The 19372-nt window shown below is 70.5% G+C and carries 17 protein-coding genes; 4 read left to right on the top strand and 13 right to left on the bottom strand.

The features are described from left to right. The 4 genes from E3O67_RS02965 to E3O67_RS02950 form a co-directional block, all read right to left on the bottom strand. Positions 1-474 (bottom strand): PadR family transcriptional regulator (locus E3O67_RS02965; RefSeq protein WP_135101823.1); only part of this gene is annotated, 474 nt, incomplete at its 3' end. Further along, entirely contained in the window at positions 471-1370 is a 900-nt protein-coding gene (locus tag E3O67_RS02960; RefSeq protein WP_166786878.1) for a DUF4097 family beta strand repeat-containing protein, read from the bottom strand. The genes E3O67_RS02965 and E3O67_RS02960, both read right to left, overlap by 4 nt. A 136-nt stretch (positions 1371-1506) precedes the next feature. Next, on the bottom strand, positions 1507-2181 hold the full coding sequence (locus E3O67_RS02955; RefSeq protein ID WP_166786877.1) for a universal stress protein: 675 nt from the start codon (positions 2179-2181) through the stop codon (positions 1507-1509). Between the two features lie 111 nt (positions 2182-2292). Then, positions 2293-3087 (bottom strand): CPBP family intramembrane glutamic endopeptidase, encoded by a 795-nt coding sequence (locus tag E3O67_RS02950; protein WP_135101827.1) that lies wholly within the window; start codon positions 3085-3087, stop codon positions 2293-2295. Positions 3088-3306: 219 nt separating this feature from the next. Between E3O67_RS02950 and E3O67_RS02945 the strand changes: the two genes are divergently transcribed. Next, positions 3307-3879, top strand: coding sequence for a M20/M25/M40 family metallo-hydrolase (locus tag E3O67_RS02945; protein ID WP_241981959.1), 573 nt, complete (start codon positions 3307-3309; stop codon positions 3877-3879). Between the two features lie 142 nt (positions 3880-4021). Here the strand turns inward: E3O67_RS02945 and E3O67_RS02940 are convergent, their stop codons facing one another. Further along, positions 4022-4681, bottom strand: coding sequence for a YitT family protein (locus tag E3O67_RS02940; RefSeq protein ID WP_241981957.1), 660 nt, complete (start codon positions 4679-4681; stop codon positions 4022-4024). A 232-nt stretch (positions 4682-4913) separates the two neighbouring features. After that, on the bottom strand, positions 4914-5117 hold the full coding sequence (locus tag E3O67_RS02935) for a dodecin family protein (RefSeq protein WP_134426776.1): 204 nt from the start codon (positions 5115-5117) through the stop codon (positions 4914-4916). Positions 5118-5365: 248 nt separating this feature from the next. On the opposite strand from E3O67_RS02935, the gene E3O67_RS02930 reads away from it, so the two are divergent. Next, a complete protein-coding gene (locus E3O67_RS02930; protein ID WP_135101819.1) occupies positions 5366-8626 on the top strand; it encodes an efflux RND transporter permease subunit in 3261 nt (1086 codons plus the stop codon). 231 nt (positions 8627-8857) lie between these two features. Here the strand turns inward: E3O67_RS02930 and E3O67_RS02925 are convergent, their stop codons facing one another. Beyond that, on the bottom strand, positions 8858-9481 hold the full coding sequence (locus E3O67_RS02925) for a DUF4232 domain-containing protein (protein ID WP_167726445.1): 624 nt from the start codon (positions 9479-9481) through the stop codon (positions 8858-8860). Positions 9482-9654: 173 nt separating this feature from the next. On the opposite strand from E3O67_RS02925, the gene E3O67_RS02920 reads away from it, so the two are divergent. Beyond that, positions 9655-11016 carry a GAF domain-containing serine/threonine-protein kinase gene (locus tag E3O67_RS02920; RefSeq protein ID WP_135101815.1) on the top strand — a complete coding sequence of 454 codons (1362 nt, stop codon included), beginning with the start codon at positions 9655-9657 and terminating at the stop codon, positions 11014-11016. Positions 11017-11274: 258 nt separating this feature from the next. Here E3O67_RS02920 and hutI read toward each other — a convergent pair whose 3' ends face one another. The 5 genes from hutI to E3O67_RS02895 form a co-directional block, all read right to left on the bottom strand. Then, a complete protein-coding gene (gene hutI, locus E3O67_RS02915) occupies positions 11275-12471 on the bottom strand; it encodes an imidazolonepropionase (protein WP_135101813.1) in 1197 nt (398 codons plus the stop codon). Then, positions 12468-13910, bottom strand: a complete 1443-nt coding sequence (locus E3O67_RS02910) for an amidohydrolase family protein (RefSeq protein ID WP_241981955.1) — start codon at positions 13908-13910, stop codon at positions 12468-12470. The genes hutI and E3O67_RS02910 overlap by 4 nt, the downstream gene beginning before the upstream one ends. A gap of 155 nt (positions 13911-14065) precedes the next feature. Then, positions 14066-15283, bottom strand: a complete 1218-nt coding sequence (locus E3O67_RS02905) for an allantoate amidohydrolase (RefSeq protein ID WP_134426766.1) — start codon at positions 15281-15283, stop codon at positions 14066-14068. 28 nt (positions 15284-15311) lie between these two features. Then, a complete protein-coding gene (gene hutU / locus E3O67_RS02900; RefSeq protein ID WP_135101811.1) occupies positions 15312-16970 on the bottom strand; it encodes a urocanate hydratase in 1659 nt (552 codons plus the stop codon). Positions 16971-17024: 54 nt separating this feature from the next. Beyond that, entirely contained in the window at positions 17025-17696 is a 672-nt protein-coding gene (locus E3O67_RS02895; protein WP_135101809.1) for an IclR family transcriptional regulator, read from the bottom strand. A gap of 148 nt (positions 17697-17844) precedes the next feature. On the opposite strand from E3O67_RS02895, the gene E3O67_RS02890 reads away from it, so the two are divergent. Further along, positions 17845-18234 (top strand): PPOX class F420-dependent oxidoreductase, encoded by a 390-nt coding sequence (locus E3O67_RS02890; protein ID WP_134426760.1) that lies wholly within the window; start codon positions 17845-17847, stop codon positions 18232-18234. Between the two features lie 46 nt (positions 18235-18280). Here E3O67_RS02890 and E3O67_RS02885 read toward each other — a convergent pair. Then, the coding region (locus E3O67_RS02885; RefSeq protein WP_135101807.1) for a M23 family metallopeptidase at positions 18281-19372 on the bottom strand (1092 nt) is incomplete at its 5' end.

Below are 19372 nucleotides of genomic sequence, written 5' to 3'. Positions count from 1 at the left end.
GCCTGCCGCGGCGCCGGCCGCGGTGCGCGCGGCATTGCCGGCGGCGGTACCCGCGGTGGTGCCTGCCTTGCGTGCGCTGCGGGCATCGCCCGCCTGGCGCTTGGCGGAGGCCAGGTCGAGCCGCAGACTGCGCATCGCCGCACTGACTCCCGACCGCACCTCGTCGGCCAGTCGCCGCACAGAGTCGGCAACCTCGGTTTCGAGGTCGTGCAGGTCACCCTGGCGGGCCTGGAGTTCGGCGCGGCCGGCGTCGGTGATCTCGTAGACGGTCTTGCGGCCATCCGTCGACTTGGTCACGAGCCCCTCTTCTTCAAGCTTCGCCAGTCGAGGGTAGATGGTGCCGGCGCTCGGGATATAGGTTCCGCCGAAGCGGTCGCTGAGCGCCTGGATCAGCTCGTAGCCGTGCCGCGGCTGATCGGCGAGCAGGCTGAGCAGGTAGAGGCGGAGGCTGCCGTGGGCGAAAACGGGGGTCATTCGGTGGCCTCCCCGTCGGCGCGGGCGTCGCTCGGTTCGGTATCGGCGCGCTCGCCGGACTGGCCCGCGGAGGCAGGCGCGGACGCCGGCTCGACGCTGCGACGCACCACCGTGATGTCACCAGACACCGAGTTGGCCTGCAGTTCGAGCCAGCTGCCCTCGAGGCCGCCGGCGCTGGACTCGTAGCCCTTGCCGAACGTGCCGCGGATGGTCTGGTCGTCGAGCTGCAGCGTGCCCGAGACCGTGTTCAACCGGTAGCGGGTCGTCACCTCGGCGCCGAGGCGCACGGTGAGGTTGCCGCTGACCGTGTTCGTGTTGATGGAATCGGGGGTGCCCTCGATGTCGAGGAACACCTCGCTGTTGACCCCGTCGAGACTGAAACGACGGATGGCCCCGCTTGCCGTGCAATCGCCGGAGACCGTGTGGGCGACGATGCTGCCCTCGAGGCCGCGCACCGACAGCTCGCCGTTCACGGCGTTCAGCTCCAGGTCGCCGGTGACGCCGTCGACCACGATGTCGCCCGACACCGTGCTGAGTCGGGCGCCGTTCGTGAGGCCCGCGATCAGGGCGTCAGCCGAGATCACGCCGAGCTTCAGGGCCACGTCGCGCGGGACCATGATGCTGACGTCCGCCTTGGCGGTGCCGCGGAACGAGGCGAAGACCTCGATGAAGTTGTCCCAGCGCAGCTGCGGGTGATCGATTTCGAGGGTGTCGCCGTCGATCGAGATCTTGAGGTCCTTGCCGGTCACGCTGTGCACCTCGATGCGGGTGCCCGGCTCGTCGTGGCCGATCACGTCGATCTTGCCGCCGATCATACCCACCTTGAGCGTGCGAACGACCTCGACGTCGATCACCTTGGCCTGCCCGGGGGTGACCAGCCATTTTTCCAAAGCCATGGAATTCTCCTTTTCGGTGCGGCATCCGGGCAACGGATGCCCACCACCTATTCGCGATATATCGCGTCCAATTGAGACTCACGATATATCGCGTATGGCAGGTCCACAAGCGCGGGCGCGAACTCCCAGCCGGGGCTCAGGTCTCCGGCTCGGCATCCGGCCCGAGGCGGACGGAGCGCTCGGCGGACTCGATCGATTCGACCGGGGCGGCGCGCACGGTGAGCAGCGGGATCGGGGCCTTGTTGGCGATCTCCCGGGCCACGCTGCCGAGGAAGCGTGAGCGGCGCTGCCGGTGTGAGCCGAGCGCGAGGAGGTCGTAGGCGCCGGAGCCCGCCCGGCGCAGGATCTGCTCGACGGCACCCCCGGTGGCCCGGGTGCTGAACGGGTGCACCGCGAGGGCGGCGAGTTGGCTGACCGCGGCGGACTGGATGCCGGCGGCGATGCGGTCGAGCTTCTCGGGCAGAACGTCGAGCGCGATTTCGTAGTCGAGGACCGTCAGCAGCGTCACGGTCTTCAGCCGTGCGCCGAGCAGTAGCACGGCCGTGACGGCGGCGTGGTCCGCGGCCTCGGAGCCGTCGATGCAGACGAGCACCCGCACGTCCCCCTCGAGGGATTCCCCGGGAATCACGGCCGCCTCGGCCAGCTCCTCCCGCTCGAGGTAGACCGCCAGGCCGGCCAGTGCGATCGCGAAGGGGCCGGCGGCCACGCCAAGGACTACCCAGATCGGGGCGTCGTGCCCGCGGCGGATCATCACGAACGCCGACGCGAGTCCCACCAGGACCCAGCCGACCGCCACCAGAAGCGGTGTCACCCACACGCCTTCCGCCCACATGCCCTCAGCATTGGCGGCCCGTGCCGAACCCGCAAGGGTCTGGTCGTGGGCGACCCGGGACAGCCGTCGGCCGGGTCGGACGCGGCCGCGTCAGTAAAGGAAGATCGGCAGCCACTCGCGGGTGTGGGCGTGCACGATGACGAGGAACACGACGGCGTCGAAGAGCAGGTGCACGATGACCACGTAGGTCAACGATTTGGTGAGGGCGAACGTGTAGCCCTGCAGCAACGCGAAGGGGAACGTCATCAGCGGGCCCCAGCTCTGGTAGCCCAGTTCCCAGAGAAACGAGGTGAAGATCACGGCCTGCAGCAGGTTGGCCTGCCAATCGGGGAAATGCCGTCTGAGCAGCGCGAATGCTGTGCAGATGAAGAAGAGTTCGTCCCAGATACCGACGAAGCCGACGCCGACGAACAGCCGCGCGATCTCATCGGGGGCGGTCACGGTGGGCCAGTTCTGGTACGCGCCCGAGCGGATGAAATAGGTCGGCAGGATCAGGTAGCCCAGCAGCAGCACAAGCGGCAGGTACCATTTCTCCATGGCTGTCCAGCGCTGGCCGGTGCGGATCGGGAACCGGATGGCGTGGTCGCCGAAGGCATAGCGGGAGAGCAGGTAGGGCACGAGCACGGCCAGGGTCAGCACGGTGCCCATCAGTGCCATGTTCGGGTAGCTGATGTCGGCCTTGACCGAGATGGTGCTGACGATCAGGAGCCCGATCGCGAGCAGGAGCAGGTCCTTGAACAGGGCTCGGTCGATCAGGAAGGCGAGCCCCACGGCCACGGCGAGCAGTGCGTAGCCGGGGAGCGGCTCGCGCACCCCGAACAGCAGCACGGCGGACGCGGAGAGCAGCGCGGCGGGGACGAGTCCCCAGGAGGCGCGCGGCCGCATCCGTGCGGGTGGTGTTGCCGGACCGGAGCTCGTGCCTGAGTCCGTGCCGGTGCTCGCGCTCGTGCCTGTTGTCCGTTTCGCTGACTCTGCCGCGCCGTCGCCCATGGAATATGGTACCGAACCGGCCCCGGGAACGGTCGGTGAACTAATTCGACGGAGATTTTCAGGACCTGAGGGTTTTTGCGACGTTCTAGGCCAGTTTTCAACCGCGGGTTCGAGGTGCACCGCCTCGAGGAGCGTCCGGGGCGTCCCACGATCGTCGGCATCCGGCGCGGCACCGGGGGAGGGCGCTCCCTGATTCTCAACGGGCACCTCGACACCGTGGGGGTCGTCGGCTACGCCGGGGATCCGTTTTCGGGCGAACTGCGGGACGGCCGCGTTCTCGGCCGGGGCGCCTTCGATATGAAGGGCGGCGTCGCGGCGATCCTGGTTGCGGCGGCGCGGGCGACGGGGGCCAGCGGGGCCGGGGCATCCGTCCTCGCCGGGAGCGTCGCCGGGTTCCGATTCCGGCTCACCCGGCTGGTGACGCGCGCGGCCTTCGAGGCCGATCCGGAGTGGCCGATCGTGCGCACGCTCAGCGCCCACGCCGCCGCGGTGCTCGGGCGCCGTCCGGATGTCCGGGGCGAGCCGTTCTGGACCGACGCCGGACTGCTGCACGAGGCCGGCATACCCTGCCTGGTCGTGGGCGTCGACGGTGGTGGAGCGCACGCCGACGCGGAGTGGGCGGACGCGGCATCCGTCGACGCCCTCACCGAGATTCTGACCCGCACGATCGTCGACTTCTGCGCGTAGCCCACGCTTTCGGGTGCCAGTCTGCGGCTGCACAATCCGGGAGAGCGCGTGAATCGTCGGCTTGACGCCCTCCACCGACGATTCACCCGCTCTCGCGGCCGAGGCCTGGTTCGCGGGGCCCGGTGGTTCATCGGGCGCCCGGTCAGTTCGCGGGGCTGTCGATCGAGGGCTCGGAGGGCGGCACGGAACCCTCGAGGGTCTCCTCGAGCCGAGGGTCGTCGGCTGGGGGCAGGGTGATGGCGAAGATCGGGATCGTCCAGTGGCAGAGCGGTCCGACGAGCACGGCGAAGAGCACCGTGCCGATGCCCACGTTGCCGCCGAGCACCCAGCCGATGCTGAGCACGGTCACCTCGATGCCCGTCCGCACGATCCAGATACGCCAGCCCGTGCGCTTGTGCAGGCCCGTCATCAGCCCGTCGCGGGGGCCGGGGCCGAAATGCGCACCGATGTAAAGGCCGGTGGCGATCGCCAGCACCAGCAGCCCGACCGCGAACAGCAGGATGCGAACCCAGAGGTCCAGACCCGTCGGGATCAGCCAGAGGCCGACATCCGCCGCCGGCCCGACGAGCAGGGCGTTCAGCACGGTGCCCACGCCCGGCTTCTGGCGCAGGGGAATCCAGATCAGCAGCACGACGCCGCTGATCAGGATGGTGACCAGTCCGAAGCCGAGCCCGGTGCGGCCCGAGATGCCCTGGGTGAGCACGTCCCACGGGGCCACGCCGATCTCGCCCCGCACGATCAGCGCGATCCCCAGGCCATAAAGGAACAGGCCGATGAGCAGTTGGGCGAGGCGACGGGTCATGGAAGTCCACACTATTGGTCCGCTGTCACGTTGCCGATCGATGCTGCCCGGCGGCGCGGATGCGGCCCTCCACGGCCCGACAGCTTTGCCCAGCCGCTCTGCCCGGCCTGCCGCTCTGCCCGGCCTGCCGCTCTGCCCGGCCTTCCTCTGCCCAGCCGCTCCGTCCGGCCTGGCTTTGCGCGGCCGCTCTGCCAGGGCTGGCTCTGCCCGACCGCTCGGGTGCCGTCCGGGCTCAGTCCTCCAGAACGAACGTGACCTCGATCACGACGTTGAACGAGGTGATCTCGCCGTCGGTCACCTCCACCTTCTGCTCCTTGACCCAGGCACCGGAGACCCCGCGCAGGGTCTTGCTCGCCCGGGCGATTCCGGCGGCGACGGCATCCTCGAAGGATGTGTCGGACCGGACGCTGAGTGTCGTTACGCGTGCAACAGACATGGTTGCTCCTTATCGTTGTCGTTCGGGTTGATGGGGCTTCTTGCGGGCGAGGGTACGCCCCTTCGCCGGCCTCGGCCCGAACGAATTCGACGGAGATTCTGCCGGTTCTGACCCTGCCGGACCCAAAACCGGCCCAAAATCGAAAATACTCCGTCGAATTCGTTAGGCAGATTTTCGCTTGGCAGATCGGCAGCTACGGATGCCCCCGGCCGGGAAGTCTGCACTCTCTGCAATGAGATACTGAACGGGTGCATTTTCTCGCTGTCTTGAGCATGAAGAACCGGGCGCTGATCGCGCTGATCACCATCGTCGTTGCCATTTTCGGCAGCCTCGCCCTGACCAGCCTCAAGCAGGAGCTGATCCCCTCCCTGCAGTTGCCGCAGCTGGTGGTCTCGACGAGCTACCCGGGCGCCTCGCCCGAGGTCGTCAACGACGACGTGTCGACGCCGATCGAGACGGCGATCCAAGGCATCGCCGGCCTCGAATCCACCTCGACGACCAGCAGTACCAACGCGTCACTGGTCAGCGCCACGTTCACCTACGGCACCGATCTGGTCAAGGCCGAATCGCGTATCAGCCAAGCCATTAATCGCATCAAGTCGACCATGCCGGAGAACCTCGACCCGCAGGTGCTCTCCGGCAGCATCGACGACTTCCCGGTGCTGTCCTTGGCCGTGTCCGGCGGTGACTCCGAGACCCTCGCCGACGACCTCAAGCGCAGCGTGCTCGGCGACATCCGTGACGTGGAGGGCGTGCGCGAGGCGGCCCTCGTCGGCGACGTCGGCCGCCGCGTGACCATCACCCCGGATGCCGCGAAGCTGGTTGAACGAGGCCTCACCGACCAGGACATCCGCAGTGCGCTGCAGCAGAACGGGTCGCTGATCCCGGCTGGTTCGCTGACCGAAGCCGACACGACCCTCTCGGTGCAGACCGGCTCGAAGCTCGGCGAGGCCGAGGACATCGCGGCGCTCCCGATCCTCGCCCCGGTGCCCGGCGCGGGTCTGACCACCATTGGCGACGTCGCGAACGTCACCCTCGGCGAGAACCCGGTCGCGAGCATCTCCCGCGTCGACGGCCAACCGGCGCTGACCATCTCGGTCACCAAGGTGCCCGCGGCGAACACGGTCGACGTGTCCGAGGCCGTGCGCGCGATCCTGCCTGACCTGGAGGCGGCCGTCTCCGGCGCGACCTTCACTGTGGTCTTCGATCAGGCGCCATTCATTCAGGAATCGATCGACGCGCTCACCGAGGAGGGTTTGCTCGGACTGATCTTCGCCGTGCTCGTGATCCTCGTGTTCCTGCTCTCGGTGCGGGCGACCCTGGTCACCGCGATCTCGATCCCGACCTCGGTGCTGATCACCTTCATCGGCCTGCAGGGTGTGGGCTATTCGCTGAACATCCTCACCCTCGGCGCCCTCACCATCGCGATCGGGCGCGTCGTCGACGACTCCATCGTGGTGATCGAGAACATCACCCGCAACCTGGTCGAGGGCGCCGACCGTGCCGCGACCATCGTGCGCGCGGTGCGCGAGGTGGCCGGGGCGATCACGGCATCCACCATCACCACCGTCACCGTGTTCCTGCCGATCGCGTTCGTCGGCGGCTCGACCGGGGAGCTGTTCCGGCCGTTCGCCCTCACGGTTTCGATCGCCCTGCTCGCGTCGCTGCTGGTGTCGCTGACCATCGTGCCCGTGCTCGCGTACTGGTTCCTGCGACCGGCCAAGACGGTCGCGCCCGCCGCGGTGGTTGAGCCTGTCGAAACCCTCCGCGCGCTCACTGCCGAGGTCTCGTCGGCATCGACCAGCGCGACCAGCGCGACCAGCGCGTCCAGCGCGACCAGCGCGTCCAGCGCGACCGCCGAGCCCGCCACCGCCTTGCGCCGCACCCGCCACAACGGCACCGCGGCCGCCCCGGCGCTGGAGCGCCCGAGCCGTCTGCAGACCGGCTACCTCCCGGTCATCCGCTGGACCCTGAACCACGCCGTCGCGACGCTACTCGTAGCGGTGCTCGTGCTCGGCGGCACGGTCGCCCTGGTTCCCTATATGAAGATCAATTTCCTCGGCTCGAGCGGGCAGACCACGTTCCAGGTCACCCAGACCCTGCCGGTTGGCACGAGCCTCGCCGCGCAGGACGACGCCTCGACGGTCGCCGAGAAGACCCTTCGCGGCACCGAGGGCGTCGACATCGTGCAGGTCTCCATCGGCGGCGGCAACGCCCTGGCCGCTTTCGGCGGTGGCGGGGTGTCGTCGAGCACCGTGACCTACTCGATCACCACCGACGGGGAGGCCGACCCCGACGAAGTTCAGGATGTCGTGCGAGACACGCTCACGGCCCTTGACGGCAGCGGAGAATTCTCGGTCTCGTCCGGCGGCGGGTTCGGCGGGTCATCCGATGTCGCCGTCGACGTGACAGCGGCCACGAACGCCGACCTGCAAACGGCCACCGACGCGGTGCTCGCCGCGGTGGAGGACCTCGACGCGATCAAGGAGAGCTCGAGCAACCTGGCGGCCTCACGCCCCTACATCGCGGTGACCGTCGACCGGGATGCCGCGGGCGCCGTCGGCCTGAGCGAGCTCGCCCTGGGCACGCTGGTGTCGCAGGCCATGCAGCCGAGCGTGATCGGATCCATCGTGATCGACGAGACGACCCTGTCGGTCTATCTGCAGTCCGACGCGCCGCCGACCACGACGGCGGAGCTCGCCGCCCTGACTATTCCAACCCGGGCCGGGCCGGTGGCCCTGGACACGCTGGCCACGGTCGAGCAGGTGGAGGGGCCGTCCACCCTCACCACGACGAAGGGACTGCGCACGGCGACCGTATCCGCCACCCCGAACATCGACGACCTCGGCGCGGCGAACGCGCAGATGACGGCCGCCCTGGCCGACACCGATCTGCCGGAGGGTGCCACGGCCACGCTCGGCGGGGTCACCGCCGATCAGACCGAGGCGTTCGAGCAGCTCGGAGTGGCGCTGCTGATCGCCATCCTGATCGTCTACATCGTGATGGTCGCGACCTTCCGGTCGCTCCTGCAGCCGCTGCTGCTGCTCGTGTCGGTACCGTTCGCGGCGACCGGCGCGATCGCCCTGCAGGTGATCACCGGCATCCCGCTGGGCGTTCCCTCGTTGATCGGTGTGCTGATGCTGATCGGCATCGTCGTGACCAACGCAATCGTGCTGATCGACCTGGTCAACCAGTATCGGCGTCGGGGGCAGTCGGTGCAGGAAGCCCTGGTCAACGGGGCGTCCCGTCGGCTGCGGCCGATCCTGATGACCGCGCTGGCCACGATCTTCGCGCTGCTGCCGATGGCGGCCGGCCTCACCGGAACGGGCGGTTTCATCTCGCAGCCGCTGGCCCTCGTGGTCATCGGCGGACTGGTCTCCTCGACCGTACTGACCCTGGTGGTGCTGCCTGTGCTGTACTTCCTGGTCGAGGGCGGCCGGGAGCGCCGGGCCGAGCGGCGCGAGCTGCGCGCATCCGTCGGTCCCATCTCCGACGTCTCCCGCGCATGACTCCTGCGACTCGTGAGGCGCGCGGCGATCGGCCGCGTGTTTCCGCTGCGGACGCGCGGCGGGCGGCCGTGAATCTGCAGGAGTTATGCGCGCCACTCTGCGGCTAACTCAGGAGAATCGGTGTCAGCGGCCGCCGTCGTCCCCGGAATCACGGAGCGGATACCGCGGCCTGGACCGGATCTCCTGAGTTAGCCTCGGATGTGACCAGCCCAGGACCTTCCGAGTCCGGAGCTAGAACGTGACCGGGGCCGGGGCCAGCGGGCCGGTGCGCACGAGCACCGTGCTGTCGTCGTCGCAGCCCTCGATGGGGTTCGGCGTGGGCACCCGGGTCGCCGCGTCCCAACCGGGCAGGGTCACGTCGAGGGCGCCGACCGGCACGAGAGGGCAGTCGTACGCGCCGGCCTGGCCGAGGTGGAGCAGGCTGTAGGCGGATGTCCCGGGTTCGAGCACGACGACCGTCACCGGGTACCAGCGTCCCGGCTCGGTGCCGGAAGCGGAGCCGACCGGCTCACCGGAGGCGGAGCCGACCAGAGTCGTCACCGGGTAGCCCTCGACCGTGCAGGCCGCTCCGCCGGTGTTGGTCAGGCTCAGGTTCCAGAAGAACTGGCCCATGCCGCTGTCCTGCGGCCGTGACTGCAGGGAGAGGGCCAGGTCGCCCGGGCCGCAAACGGTCGGGTCCGCCGCGATGGCGGGAGCGGGAGTCGCGGTCGTGGACGGCCGAGCGGTCGCGGTCGCGGTCGTGGACGGCCGAGCGGTCGCGGTCGTGGACGGCGTCGGAGTAGCCGTCGATCCGCCGCCGGGCGGGGCTGAAATCGAACCCGCGCATCCGGTCAGCATCAGGACCGCCACCGTCATTGCCGCTACGCATCCCGGCCTCGCTGCCGCCAACCGACTCGTGCCCTGTATCCCCGTCATGGCCTCAGTTTCACACGGTACGGGCCCGGAGGCGTGCGGGCCGCCGTCTCAAACCGCCGAGGGGAGAAACTCGACCATTCCTGACTTAGACTCAATCCCAAAAGGGGGGTCCGATGACCAAGCAGTTTCCGAAGTTCCTGAACGCACGCTACCGGGTGAAGAACGTGATCGGCCGTGGCGGAATGGCTTCGGTCTACCGGGCCACCGACGAGCGTCTGGGGCGGGATGTTGCGATCAAGATCTTCGAACTCCGCGCCACCGACAAGCCCGACATTCAGCGCCAGCAAGCCGAGATCAACGTGCTGGCGAGCCTGAACCACCACAGCCTGGTCACCCTGTTCGACGTCGGCGTGGACCGAACCGACCCGGACCACCCGCAGATCTACCTCGTGATGGAGCTCGTCGACGGCATCGACCTGCGCCGGCGGCTCGACGGGCATCCGATGTCGACGCGGCACATCGCCCAAATCGGTTATGACCTGGCGGAAGGGCTCGACTATATCCATGGCCGTGGCGTCATCCACCGTGATATCAAACCCGCGAACATCCTCCTCGCGGAGTACAGCTCGGATTCCCGCGCCCGCGCGCGGCTGACGGACTTCGGCATCGCCCTGTTCCCGAACAGCGCTCGGATGACCAACCAGGGGATGACGACGGGCACGGCCGCCTACCTCAGCCCGGAGCAGGCCCGCGGTGAAGACGTCGGCCCGGCGAGCGACATCTATGCGCTGGGGCTCGTGCTCCTGGAATGCTTCACCGGCGAGACCGCCTTCCCCGGGGAGCCGATCCCGTCCGCCCTGGCCCGGCTCCAGCGCGACCCGGTCATCCCGGAGGAACTCGTCCCGGAGTGGCGTCATCTCCTGTCGACGATGCTGGCCCGTGAACCGGAGCAGCGTCCGCCGACGGCGGAGGTCGTGCTCGCCATGCACCAGGCCGTCATCGCGGAAACCGGCCGTCATCGCGGCGCCGAGGAGCACCATCTGGTCAGCGACGAACGCATCCGGCTGCAGGAGGTCGTGCGCCTCGATATTCTCGACACTCCCGCCGACGGCGCCTTCGACCGGATCACTTCGCTGGCTGCCCGGCTGTTCTCCGTGCCGATCGCGATCATCAGCATCGTCGACACCGACCGCATCTGGTTCAAGTCTCATCACGGCCTTGAGCTGACGGAGATTCCGCGCGATCCGGGCCTCTGTGCCTCGGCGATCATGTCCGACGGCCCGTGGGTGGTGGAGGATGCCCGCGCCGACCCGCGCGCGCTGGCCAACCCGCTCGTGGCCGAGAAATTCGGTCTGCAGTTCTATGCCGGGGTTCCCCTGACCACCCGCAATGGCTACAACCTCGGCACAATGTGCGTGATGGACTTCAAAGCGCGCGTCATCACCGCGGCGGAGCTCCAGACCCTCGCGGATCTCGCCGCCCTGGTGATGAGCGAACTCGAACTGCGGTTGGAGAGCCGGCGCGTCGCACGCTGATCAGGGGGGATGGGTCCCGGAGCGGGACGACGACTCCCGAGACCAGGGTCACCACCCCCACCTGTGTGTGCTGATCAGTGCCGTGTCGCCCTCGGCAGCACCCTAGCGGTTATATCCACTTCTCCCGAGCGTGGCCAACTCAGGAGATCCTGCGCGTCGGCCACGGAGCGGGGAGCGGCGCCGCGGAATTCCGGGGCGCGCGGCACCGCGGCCGGCCAGTGTCCTGAATTGGCCACAGTGGGAAGCGAGAGCCTTCAGTCAGGCCGGGAGCGGTGTCGGGCTGGGGACGCCGGCCCGCACACCCTGCCGCCAGACCGCCCAGGTCAGCGGCACGCCGGGGCGATAGGCGAGATGGGCGACGGATGGCGCGTCCAGCACCTGCAGGTCGGCCCGCCCGCCCACGCGCAGGGCTCCGACCGCGTCCGAACCCGTATCGAGGCCCAGTGCCCGGGCGCCGCCGCGGGTCGCCGCCCACACCGCCTCCTCGATCGTCAGACCCATTTGCAGCACCGCGGTGGCCACGCAGAAAGCCATCGACGTCGTATACGAGCTGCCCGGATTGCAGTTGGTGGCCAGGGCGATGCTCACGCCCGTGTCGAGCAGCCGCCGGGCCGGCGGGAACGGCTGGCGCGTGGACAGGTCGCAGGCCGGCAGCAGGGTCGCCACGGTGGTCGAGCCGGCGAGGGCGTCGATGTCCGCCGGCTCCAGGTGATTGCAGTGGTCGACGCTTGCCGCGCCGAGCTCCACCGCGAGCCGCACCCCGCCGCTGAATCCGAGCTGGTTGCCGTGCAGTCGTAGGCCGAGCCCGGCGGCGCGGCCCGCCTCGAGCACCTCCCGGCTCTCCTCCAGGTCGAACGCGCCCACCTCGCAGAACGCGTCGACGAACTGGGCGTGCGGCGCCACGGCGGCGAGCATCGGACCGGTGACCAGGTCCAGGTATCCGCGCCGGTCGATGCCCGGCGGCACTATATGCGCGCCAAGGAATGTGACGATATCGGCGACGGATGCCGCCACCCGAGCCGACCGCGCCTCGCTCGCCACGTCGAGGCCATAGCCCGTCTTGCACTCGAGGAAGGTGGTGCCCTGCGCCTGCGCCTCCCGTCGCAGCCGGCTCGCCGAGGCCAGGAGCTGCGCCTCGGTCGCGGCGCGGGTGGCGGCAACGGTGGTGAGGATTCCGCCCGCCGCGTAGGGTTGCCCGCTCATCCGGGCCTCGAACTCCGCGGCTCGGTCGCCCGCGAATACCAGGTGCGTGTGGCTGTCGACCCAACCGGGCAGAGCGGCCCGGCCGCCGACATCCGTGCGGAGATCGGCCGCCGGTGCCTTCGACGCCGGGCCGATCCACGCGATGCGACCTTCCGCGATCACAAGGGCGGCGTCGGTGAGGCGCGGGGCGCCATCGGTCTGGGTGGTCAGCTCGCGGATGCCGGTGATCAGCTCGGTCGGTTCGGGGGTCACGGTCGTTCTCCTGACGCGGGGGCAGCGGTGTCGTGGAGCGCGGCGAGGGCGTCGCGCAGCAGGATCTCGGGTCGCAGCTCGCCCGGCAGAGGCTCGCCCTCCGCGCCCGAGCTGCCCTCCGCGCCCGAGCCACCCTCCGCGCCCGAGCCGCCCGGCACCAGCACCCCGGAGTCGGCCACGACCCGACCGCCCACGATCACCCGGCGCACATCCGCGGACGTCGCGGTCAGCGGCAGCTGCTCCGGCAGCGATCCGGCCGTGCGGATGCTGTCGCCTGCCACCTCCACCAGGTCGCACAGGTCACCGGGCGCGAGGCGCTGCCGGTCGAGCCCGAGCGCGGCGTAGCCGTTGTCCGAGGCCGCCGCGAGCAGTTCGGCGGGCGTGAAGCGGCCGCGCCGGCCCGATGTCAGGCGCTCGCCGGCCTCCAGGCCCCGCATCTCGAGCAGCGGGTCGATGACGGCGTGCTGGTCCGAGCCGAGGGCGATCCGCGCGCCGGCCCGATGCAACCGCAGGGCCGGCCCGATCCCGTCGCCGAGATCGGCCTCCGTGGTCGGGCAGATCACGACCGTGGCTCCGGATGTCCCGATCAGCGCCACATCCTCACTGGTGAGGTGCGTGGCGTGCACGACGCTCAGGCGCGGCGTGAGCGCCCCGAGCCAGGCCAGCACCTCGGTCGGGGTCCGGCCGTAGGCGGCCCGGCAGTCCGTGTTCTCCTGCGGCTGCTCCGACAGGTGGATGTGCAGCGGAACCGTTCCGGGCAGCCCCTCGAGAACCTCCCGCATCGCGGTCGGTGTCACCGCCCGCACGGAGTGGATCGCGGCACCCAGGGTCACCCGGGCATCCGTGCCGGCAGCGCTGCGGGCATCCGGGCCTCCGCCGGGCGCATCGCCGTCTACGAGGCCGGCCACGGCAGTACCACCGAGCGCCGCGCGCAGCGCGTGCCACCGCGCCAGCCAGGCTGCCGCCGACCCGTCGCCGAAGGCGCGCTGGGCAGGGGCGAGGGGCACGCCGACCCCGCCGTCCAGATAGAGCGTGTCAAGCAGCACCAGACGGATGCCCACCTCCTGCGCCGCGGCTGCCAGCGCCAGTTCCATGGCGTGCTCGGTGGGGTATTTCGCGCCGCCCGGCCGGTGGTGCAGATAATGGAACTCGCCGACCGCGGTGAAGCCGGCGACCAGCATCTCGGCGAAAACCGCCCGCGCCAGCAGGAAGTAGTGCTCGGGGTCGAGGCGGCCGGCCACCCGGTACATGGCCTCCCGCCATTGCCAGAAGTCGCCGCCGGCATCGTGGGTGCGGCCCCGCAGCGCCCGGTGGAACACGTGCGAGTGCGCGTTGGCCAGCCCCGGCAGCACGGTGCCGAGCCGCACGTCGCCGGGCCGCGGCCGGCAGTGGGGGGTGACCGTCTGGATGCGCCCGTCGCCGCCGACCTCGAGCCGCACTTCGGGCAGGGCAACCCCCTCGACCAGCGCCAGCGCGCACCAGAACGCGGACGCGGGGCAATCCGCCGACCCTGGCCCGGGAGCGGCCGTCGGAGTAACAACCGCTGGAGTAACAACCGGTGGTCGAGCCTGTCGAGACCGGATCCCGCCCCCGCTCACAGCAGGCTCCGCAGCAGGGTCTCCAGGGCGTCGATCCCCGCCACGCAATCCGCCACCTCGGCGAATTCCTCCGGGGAATGCGAGACCCCGGTGGGGTTGCGCACGAAGAGCATGGCGCTCGGCACACTCGCCGCGAGCACGCCGGCGTCGTGACCGGCGCCGGTCGGCAGGGCCGGCACACGAGAGCCGCCGAGCACCGCCCGGAACCGCCCGACGAGATCAGGGTCGAACGTGACGGTGCCGGTCCACGATTCCTCGGTGACGGCCACGGAACATCCATTCACCGCCACGGCCGCGATCGCGGCCTCCTCGATCCCGGCGACCAGGGCGCGGGTCTCGGAGTCGCTGGGCGCGCGGGCGTCGAGCCAGGCGTGCACGGATGACGCGATCACGTTGGTTCCGCCGGGCACCACCTCCAGGCGGCCGACCGTGGCGCGCGAGCCGGGGTGGTTCAGGGCGGCATCCTGCACGGCCACGATCGCGCGCGCGGCGGCGACGAGCGGGTCGCGGCGGCCCGGCATCGGGGTGGCGCCGGCGTGGTTGCCCTGGCCGGTCACGGTGAGGCGCCAGCGTCCATGCGCCAGGATCGACGACGCCACCGCAACCGGCCGGCCCAGGTCGACCAGGCCGCGGCCCTGCTCCACGTGAAGTTCGATGAAGAGGCCGATTCGGGCCAGAGCGTTCGGGTCGGCGCCAAGGTGCGCGGGTTCCAGCCCGGCGCGGCGGGCGGAGTCCGCCAGGGTGATGCCGTCGGCGTCGACGAGCGCGCGGGCCCGATCGGCGTCGATGCCTCCGGTCAGCAGCCGCGAGCCCAGGCAGGCGATCCCGAACCGGGAACCCTCCTCCTCGGCGAAGACGAGCACCGCGCAGGGGCGTGACGGCGTGAAACCGGATGCCTGCAGCCGCGCCACGGCCTCGAGCGCACTGACCACACCGAGGGGGCCGTCGTAGGCGCCGCCGCCGGGAACGGAATCCAGGTGGCTGCCCGTGACCACGGCATCCGGTCCCGGCTCTCCCCACCAGGCCCAGAGGTTGCCGTTGCGGTCGGTCTCCACGCCGAGCCCGAGGCGCCCGGCGCGCTCGGCGAACCAGGCCCGCAACTCGAGATCGGCGTTCTGCCAGAGGTGCCGGGAGTAGCCGCCGCGGCGGGCGTCCCGGCCGGTGTCGTCGATCTCGGCGAGTCCGGCGAGCGTGCCGTGGGCGAGCTCGCTCATGGGCACGCCCCGCCGCAGGTGCCCCTGCTCACTCGGTTTCCCACATCGGCACCCGCAGGCCGCGCTCCCGCGCCACCTCTTCGGCGCGCTCATACCCCGCGTCGACGTGCCGCATCACGCCGGTGCCGGGGTCGTTGGTCAGCACCCGGGCGATCTTCTCGGCGGCCAGCGGGGTGCCGTCGGCCACGATCACCTGGCCGGCGTGGATGCTGCGGCCGATCCCGACGCCGCCGCCGTGGTGGATCGACACCCAGGTGGCGCCCGACGCCGTGTTCAGGAGCGCGTTCAGCAGCGGCCAGTCGGCGATCGCATCCGACCCGTCCAACATCGCCTCCGTCTCCCGGTACGGCGAGGCGACCGAGCCGGAGTCGAGGTGGTCGCGGCCGATCACGATCGGGGCGCTCAGCTCGCCCGACGCCACCATCTCGTTGAATTTCAGCCCGGCCAGGTGCCGTTCCTGGTAGCCGAGCCAGCAGATCCGGGCCGGCAGACCCTCGAAGTGCACCGTGTCCTGTGCCTTCGTGATCCAGCGGCGCAGGTGGTCGTCGGCGGGGAACAGTTCGACGATGGCCTTGTCGGTGGCCGCGATGTCGGCCGGGTCGCCCGAGAGCGCCACCCAGCGGAACGGCCCCTTGCCCTCGGCGAACAGCGGGCGGATGTACGCGGGCACGAACCCGGGGAAGCCGAACGCCCGCGTGCAGCCGCCCAGCTCCGCTTCCGCCCGGATCGAGTTGCCGTAGTCGAAGACCTCGGCGCCGACATCCTGGAAGCCCACCATCGCGGTGACCTGCTTCGCCATGGCTGACCGGGCGCGCTCGGTGAACTCCGCCGGGTTCGCGGCCGCGTAGTCGTGCCACTCCGCCACGGTGACGCCCTCCGGCAGGTAGGCCAGCGGGTCGTGTGCGCTGGTCTGGTCGGTGACGATGTCGATCGGAACCTTGCGCTCCAGCAGCTCGGCGAACACGGTCGCCGCGTTGCCGACCACGCCCACCGAGAGGGCACGCTTCTCGCTCTTCGCTGCGAGCACCCGGGCGACGGCATCGTCGAGGTCGGGTGCCAGTTCGTCGAGGTAGCCGTGCTCGACCCGGCGTCGGAGCCGGGACTCGTCCACGTCGACGATCAGCACGGCGCCGTCGTTCATGGTCACGGCCAGCGGTTGCGCGCCGCCCATCCCGCCGGCCCCGCCCGTGAGCGTGAGGGTGCCGGCCAGGGTGCCGCCGAACCTTTTCGCGGCCACGGCGGCGAAGGTCTCATAGGTGCCCTGCAGGATGCCCTGGGTGCCGATGTAGATCCACGAACCGGCCGTCATCTGGCCGTACATCGTCAAGCCGAGGGCCTCCAAACGACGGAACTCCGGCCAGGTGGCCCAGTCGCCGACCAGATTGGAGTTGGCGATCAGCACCCGCGGCGCCCACTCGTGCGTGCGGAACACGCCGACCGGCTTGCCGGACTGCACCAGCAGCGTTTCGTCCTTCTCCAGGGTGGTGAGCGTGCGCACGATCGCGTCGTAGGCCTCCCAACTGCGGGCGGCCTTGCCTGTGCCGCCGTAGACCACGAGGTTCTCCGGGTGTTCGGCCACCTCGGGGTCGAGGTTGTTCATCAGCATCCGCAGCGGGCCCTCGGTCTGCCAGCTCTTCGCGGTCAACGTGCTGCCGCGGGCGGCGCGCACGGGGCGGGATTCGGACATCACTGTCTCCTTGAGGTTCGGGGCGTTCTGGGCGTTCGGGTGAGTCGGGGTCGGTCAAATCGTGGGGAGGGTGGTAACGGTACGGCCGAGCCCGGCCGAGACCAGCCCGGCGGCCTGCGCCAGCAGCGGGCCGTAGCGACGGATGTCCGCGGGCGCCACCCGGTAGCTCGGGATGACCAGGCTCAGGGCGGCGACCGTTCTCGCTTCCGAACGGATCGGCGCGGCCAGGGCCGTGACATCCGTCTCGACGCCACGTTCGACGACCACGTAGCCGGCCTCGGGGGTGCGGCCGGTGAGCACCTGCCCGGCCGCGGAGCCTTCGAGCGGCACGGTGCGGCCGACCCAGCTTGCGTGGCGCACGGAGTGGGTGCCCTCGACGATGGCGAGGTAGAGCCCGGTGGCGTCGTGGCCCTCGACGCTGAGGTAGACGGATTCACCGGTCTCGGCGACGAGCCGCTCCATCGCCGGGCGGGAGAGGGTGACCAGTGACTCGCTGCTGAGCGACTGGGCGCCGAGCTGGATGATGCGGCCGCCCGGCCGGTAGGCGCCGTCATCGGTCTTCCGCACGAAGCCGCGGGTCTCGAGCGTGCGCAGCAGGCGCAGGGCGGTGCTCGGCGCGAGGTCGACGGCGCGGGAGCTCTCCGAGAGGGTGAGCCCGTCGGAGTCGCAGATCACCGCGAGCAGGTCGAGGGCGCGTTCCACGGTGCGGGTGGACGATTCGGCCATGGGTGCTCTCCGGGTGCTGGTGCGGGTAGTTGTGTCACCTAGTAAAACGCAACTGCCATCTAATGGCAAGAAGGGGCCAAGAAATTCCATCCGCATCGTTCACCGTCGGTTCGGGGCAGGGGCCGGGGTGCGCACGGGATAATCAGGGATGACAACTGCGCTGCTGGCCCTCGGGTCCGAGGAGTTCGTGCTCCTGACCACGTTCCGCAAGACCGGCGACCCGGTGAGGACCCCGGTCTGGATCGTGCCGGGCGACGGCCGGCTGCTCGTCACGACGGGCGGCACGAGCGGCAAGGTCAAGCGGCTCGGGCACACCGCGCGGATCGAGCTGACCCCCTGCAACGCGCGCGGCGCCGTCCGGGCGGGAGCCGGGACCGTCACGGCCCAGGCGTTGGTGCGAAGCGATACCGAGACGCTCGCCGTCCTGGACGCGGCGCTGCTGACGAAGTACGGCCTGAAGTACCGGGCCATCCGTGCGTCCCAGCGCCTGCGCCGGTCGACGAGCGAATCGGTGGCGCTCGTCATCACGGCCGGCTGACCGGCCGCGGCATGCCGACGGATGCCGCGGCATCCGTCACGGGGACTCAGCCGAACCGCACGCCGCGCTGCACCAGGAACGGCTGCGCGTCGACGGCGGTGCCATCCCTTCGCACCTCGAAGTGCAGGTGGCAGCCGGTGGCGGATCCGGTGCTGCCGATGCTCGCGATCACCTGCCCGGCGATGACCGCCTCGCCCGGGCTGACGAGGGTCTGGCCCTCGGCCAGGTGCGCGTAGCCGGTGGCGATGCCGTTGCCGTGGTCGATCAGGATCCAGTTGCCGTAGGTGCCCAGAGGTGCTGCCGTGGCCACGACCCCCGCGCTCGCCGCGTAGACGGCCGCCCCGCACGCCGCACCGATGTCGGTGCCGCTGTGGAAGTCGTTGACCTCGGGCAGTGGTTTATCGGGCCGGGGACCGAAGGCATCCGTCAGGGACCCGACCGAGGGCGCGGCCCAGCCCTCGCTGCTGAGCTGGCCGCGGAGCCGACCGCCGAAATCGTCGGCGCCGGCCGCGGGCGCCGGGTCGGGCAGTGGCGTCAGGGTGAGGGCGACTGGCGTGCTCGCTGCGAGCTCGGCCACCTCGGCGGCGGCGGCATCCAGCTCCCGCTGGGCGTCTTCCATGGTCAGGCGGGTGTCGCTGAGTGGGATTGCCTCGATCACGGCTCGCAGCGCGGTGTCCTGGTCCTGCAGGGTTCTCTCGCGCTTCGTGTCCGCGTCGACGCGGCCCTTCATCTCGTCGAGGCTGTTCGTCAGCTTCTCCAGGGCCTCGAGCGTGGCGAGCCGGGCGAGGAGGTCGGTGCCCGTGCTGTTGCTCGCGAGCAGCACGTCGACGGCCTCCGGCCCGGACTGCTGCAGGGTGGCGCGAACGAGGGTGGCCAGAGTCCGGCGGGATGCCTGGGCCGTGGCGGTGGCGGCGGTGCCGAGGTCGCGCACCCGGTCGGCCTGCATGACGGTGGCGTCGTAGTCGGCCTTGGCGCCGGCGTAGGCCAGCCGGGCCTTGTCGTAGGCAGCTTGTGCCCGGCCGGTCCGAGCCAGGGCGGCCGAGTAGGCGGCGGAGTGCTGGGCGGATGCCCGCGCGGCGACGGCCCGCTCGGCGCTGCGGATGCGCTCGGCGCCCCGTGCGGCTGCGGCGGACTGGGC

It is taken from the genome of Cryobacterium sp. TMT3-29-2 (genome assembly GCF_004564305.1).
GTDB classification, from domain to species: Bacteria; Actinomycetota; Actinomycetes; order Actinomycetales; family Microbacteriaceae; genus Cryobacterium; species Cryobacterium sinapicolor.
Note: the sequence above shows the minus strand (reverse complement) of the source record. Positions and strands in the feature narration are given on the sequence as shown.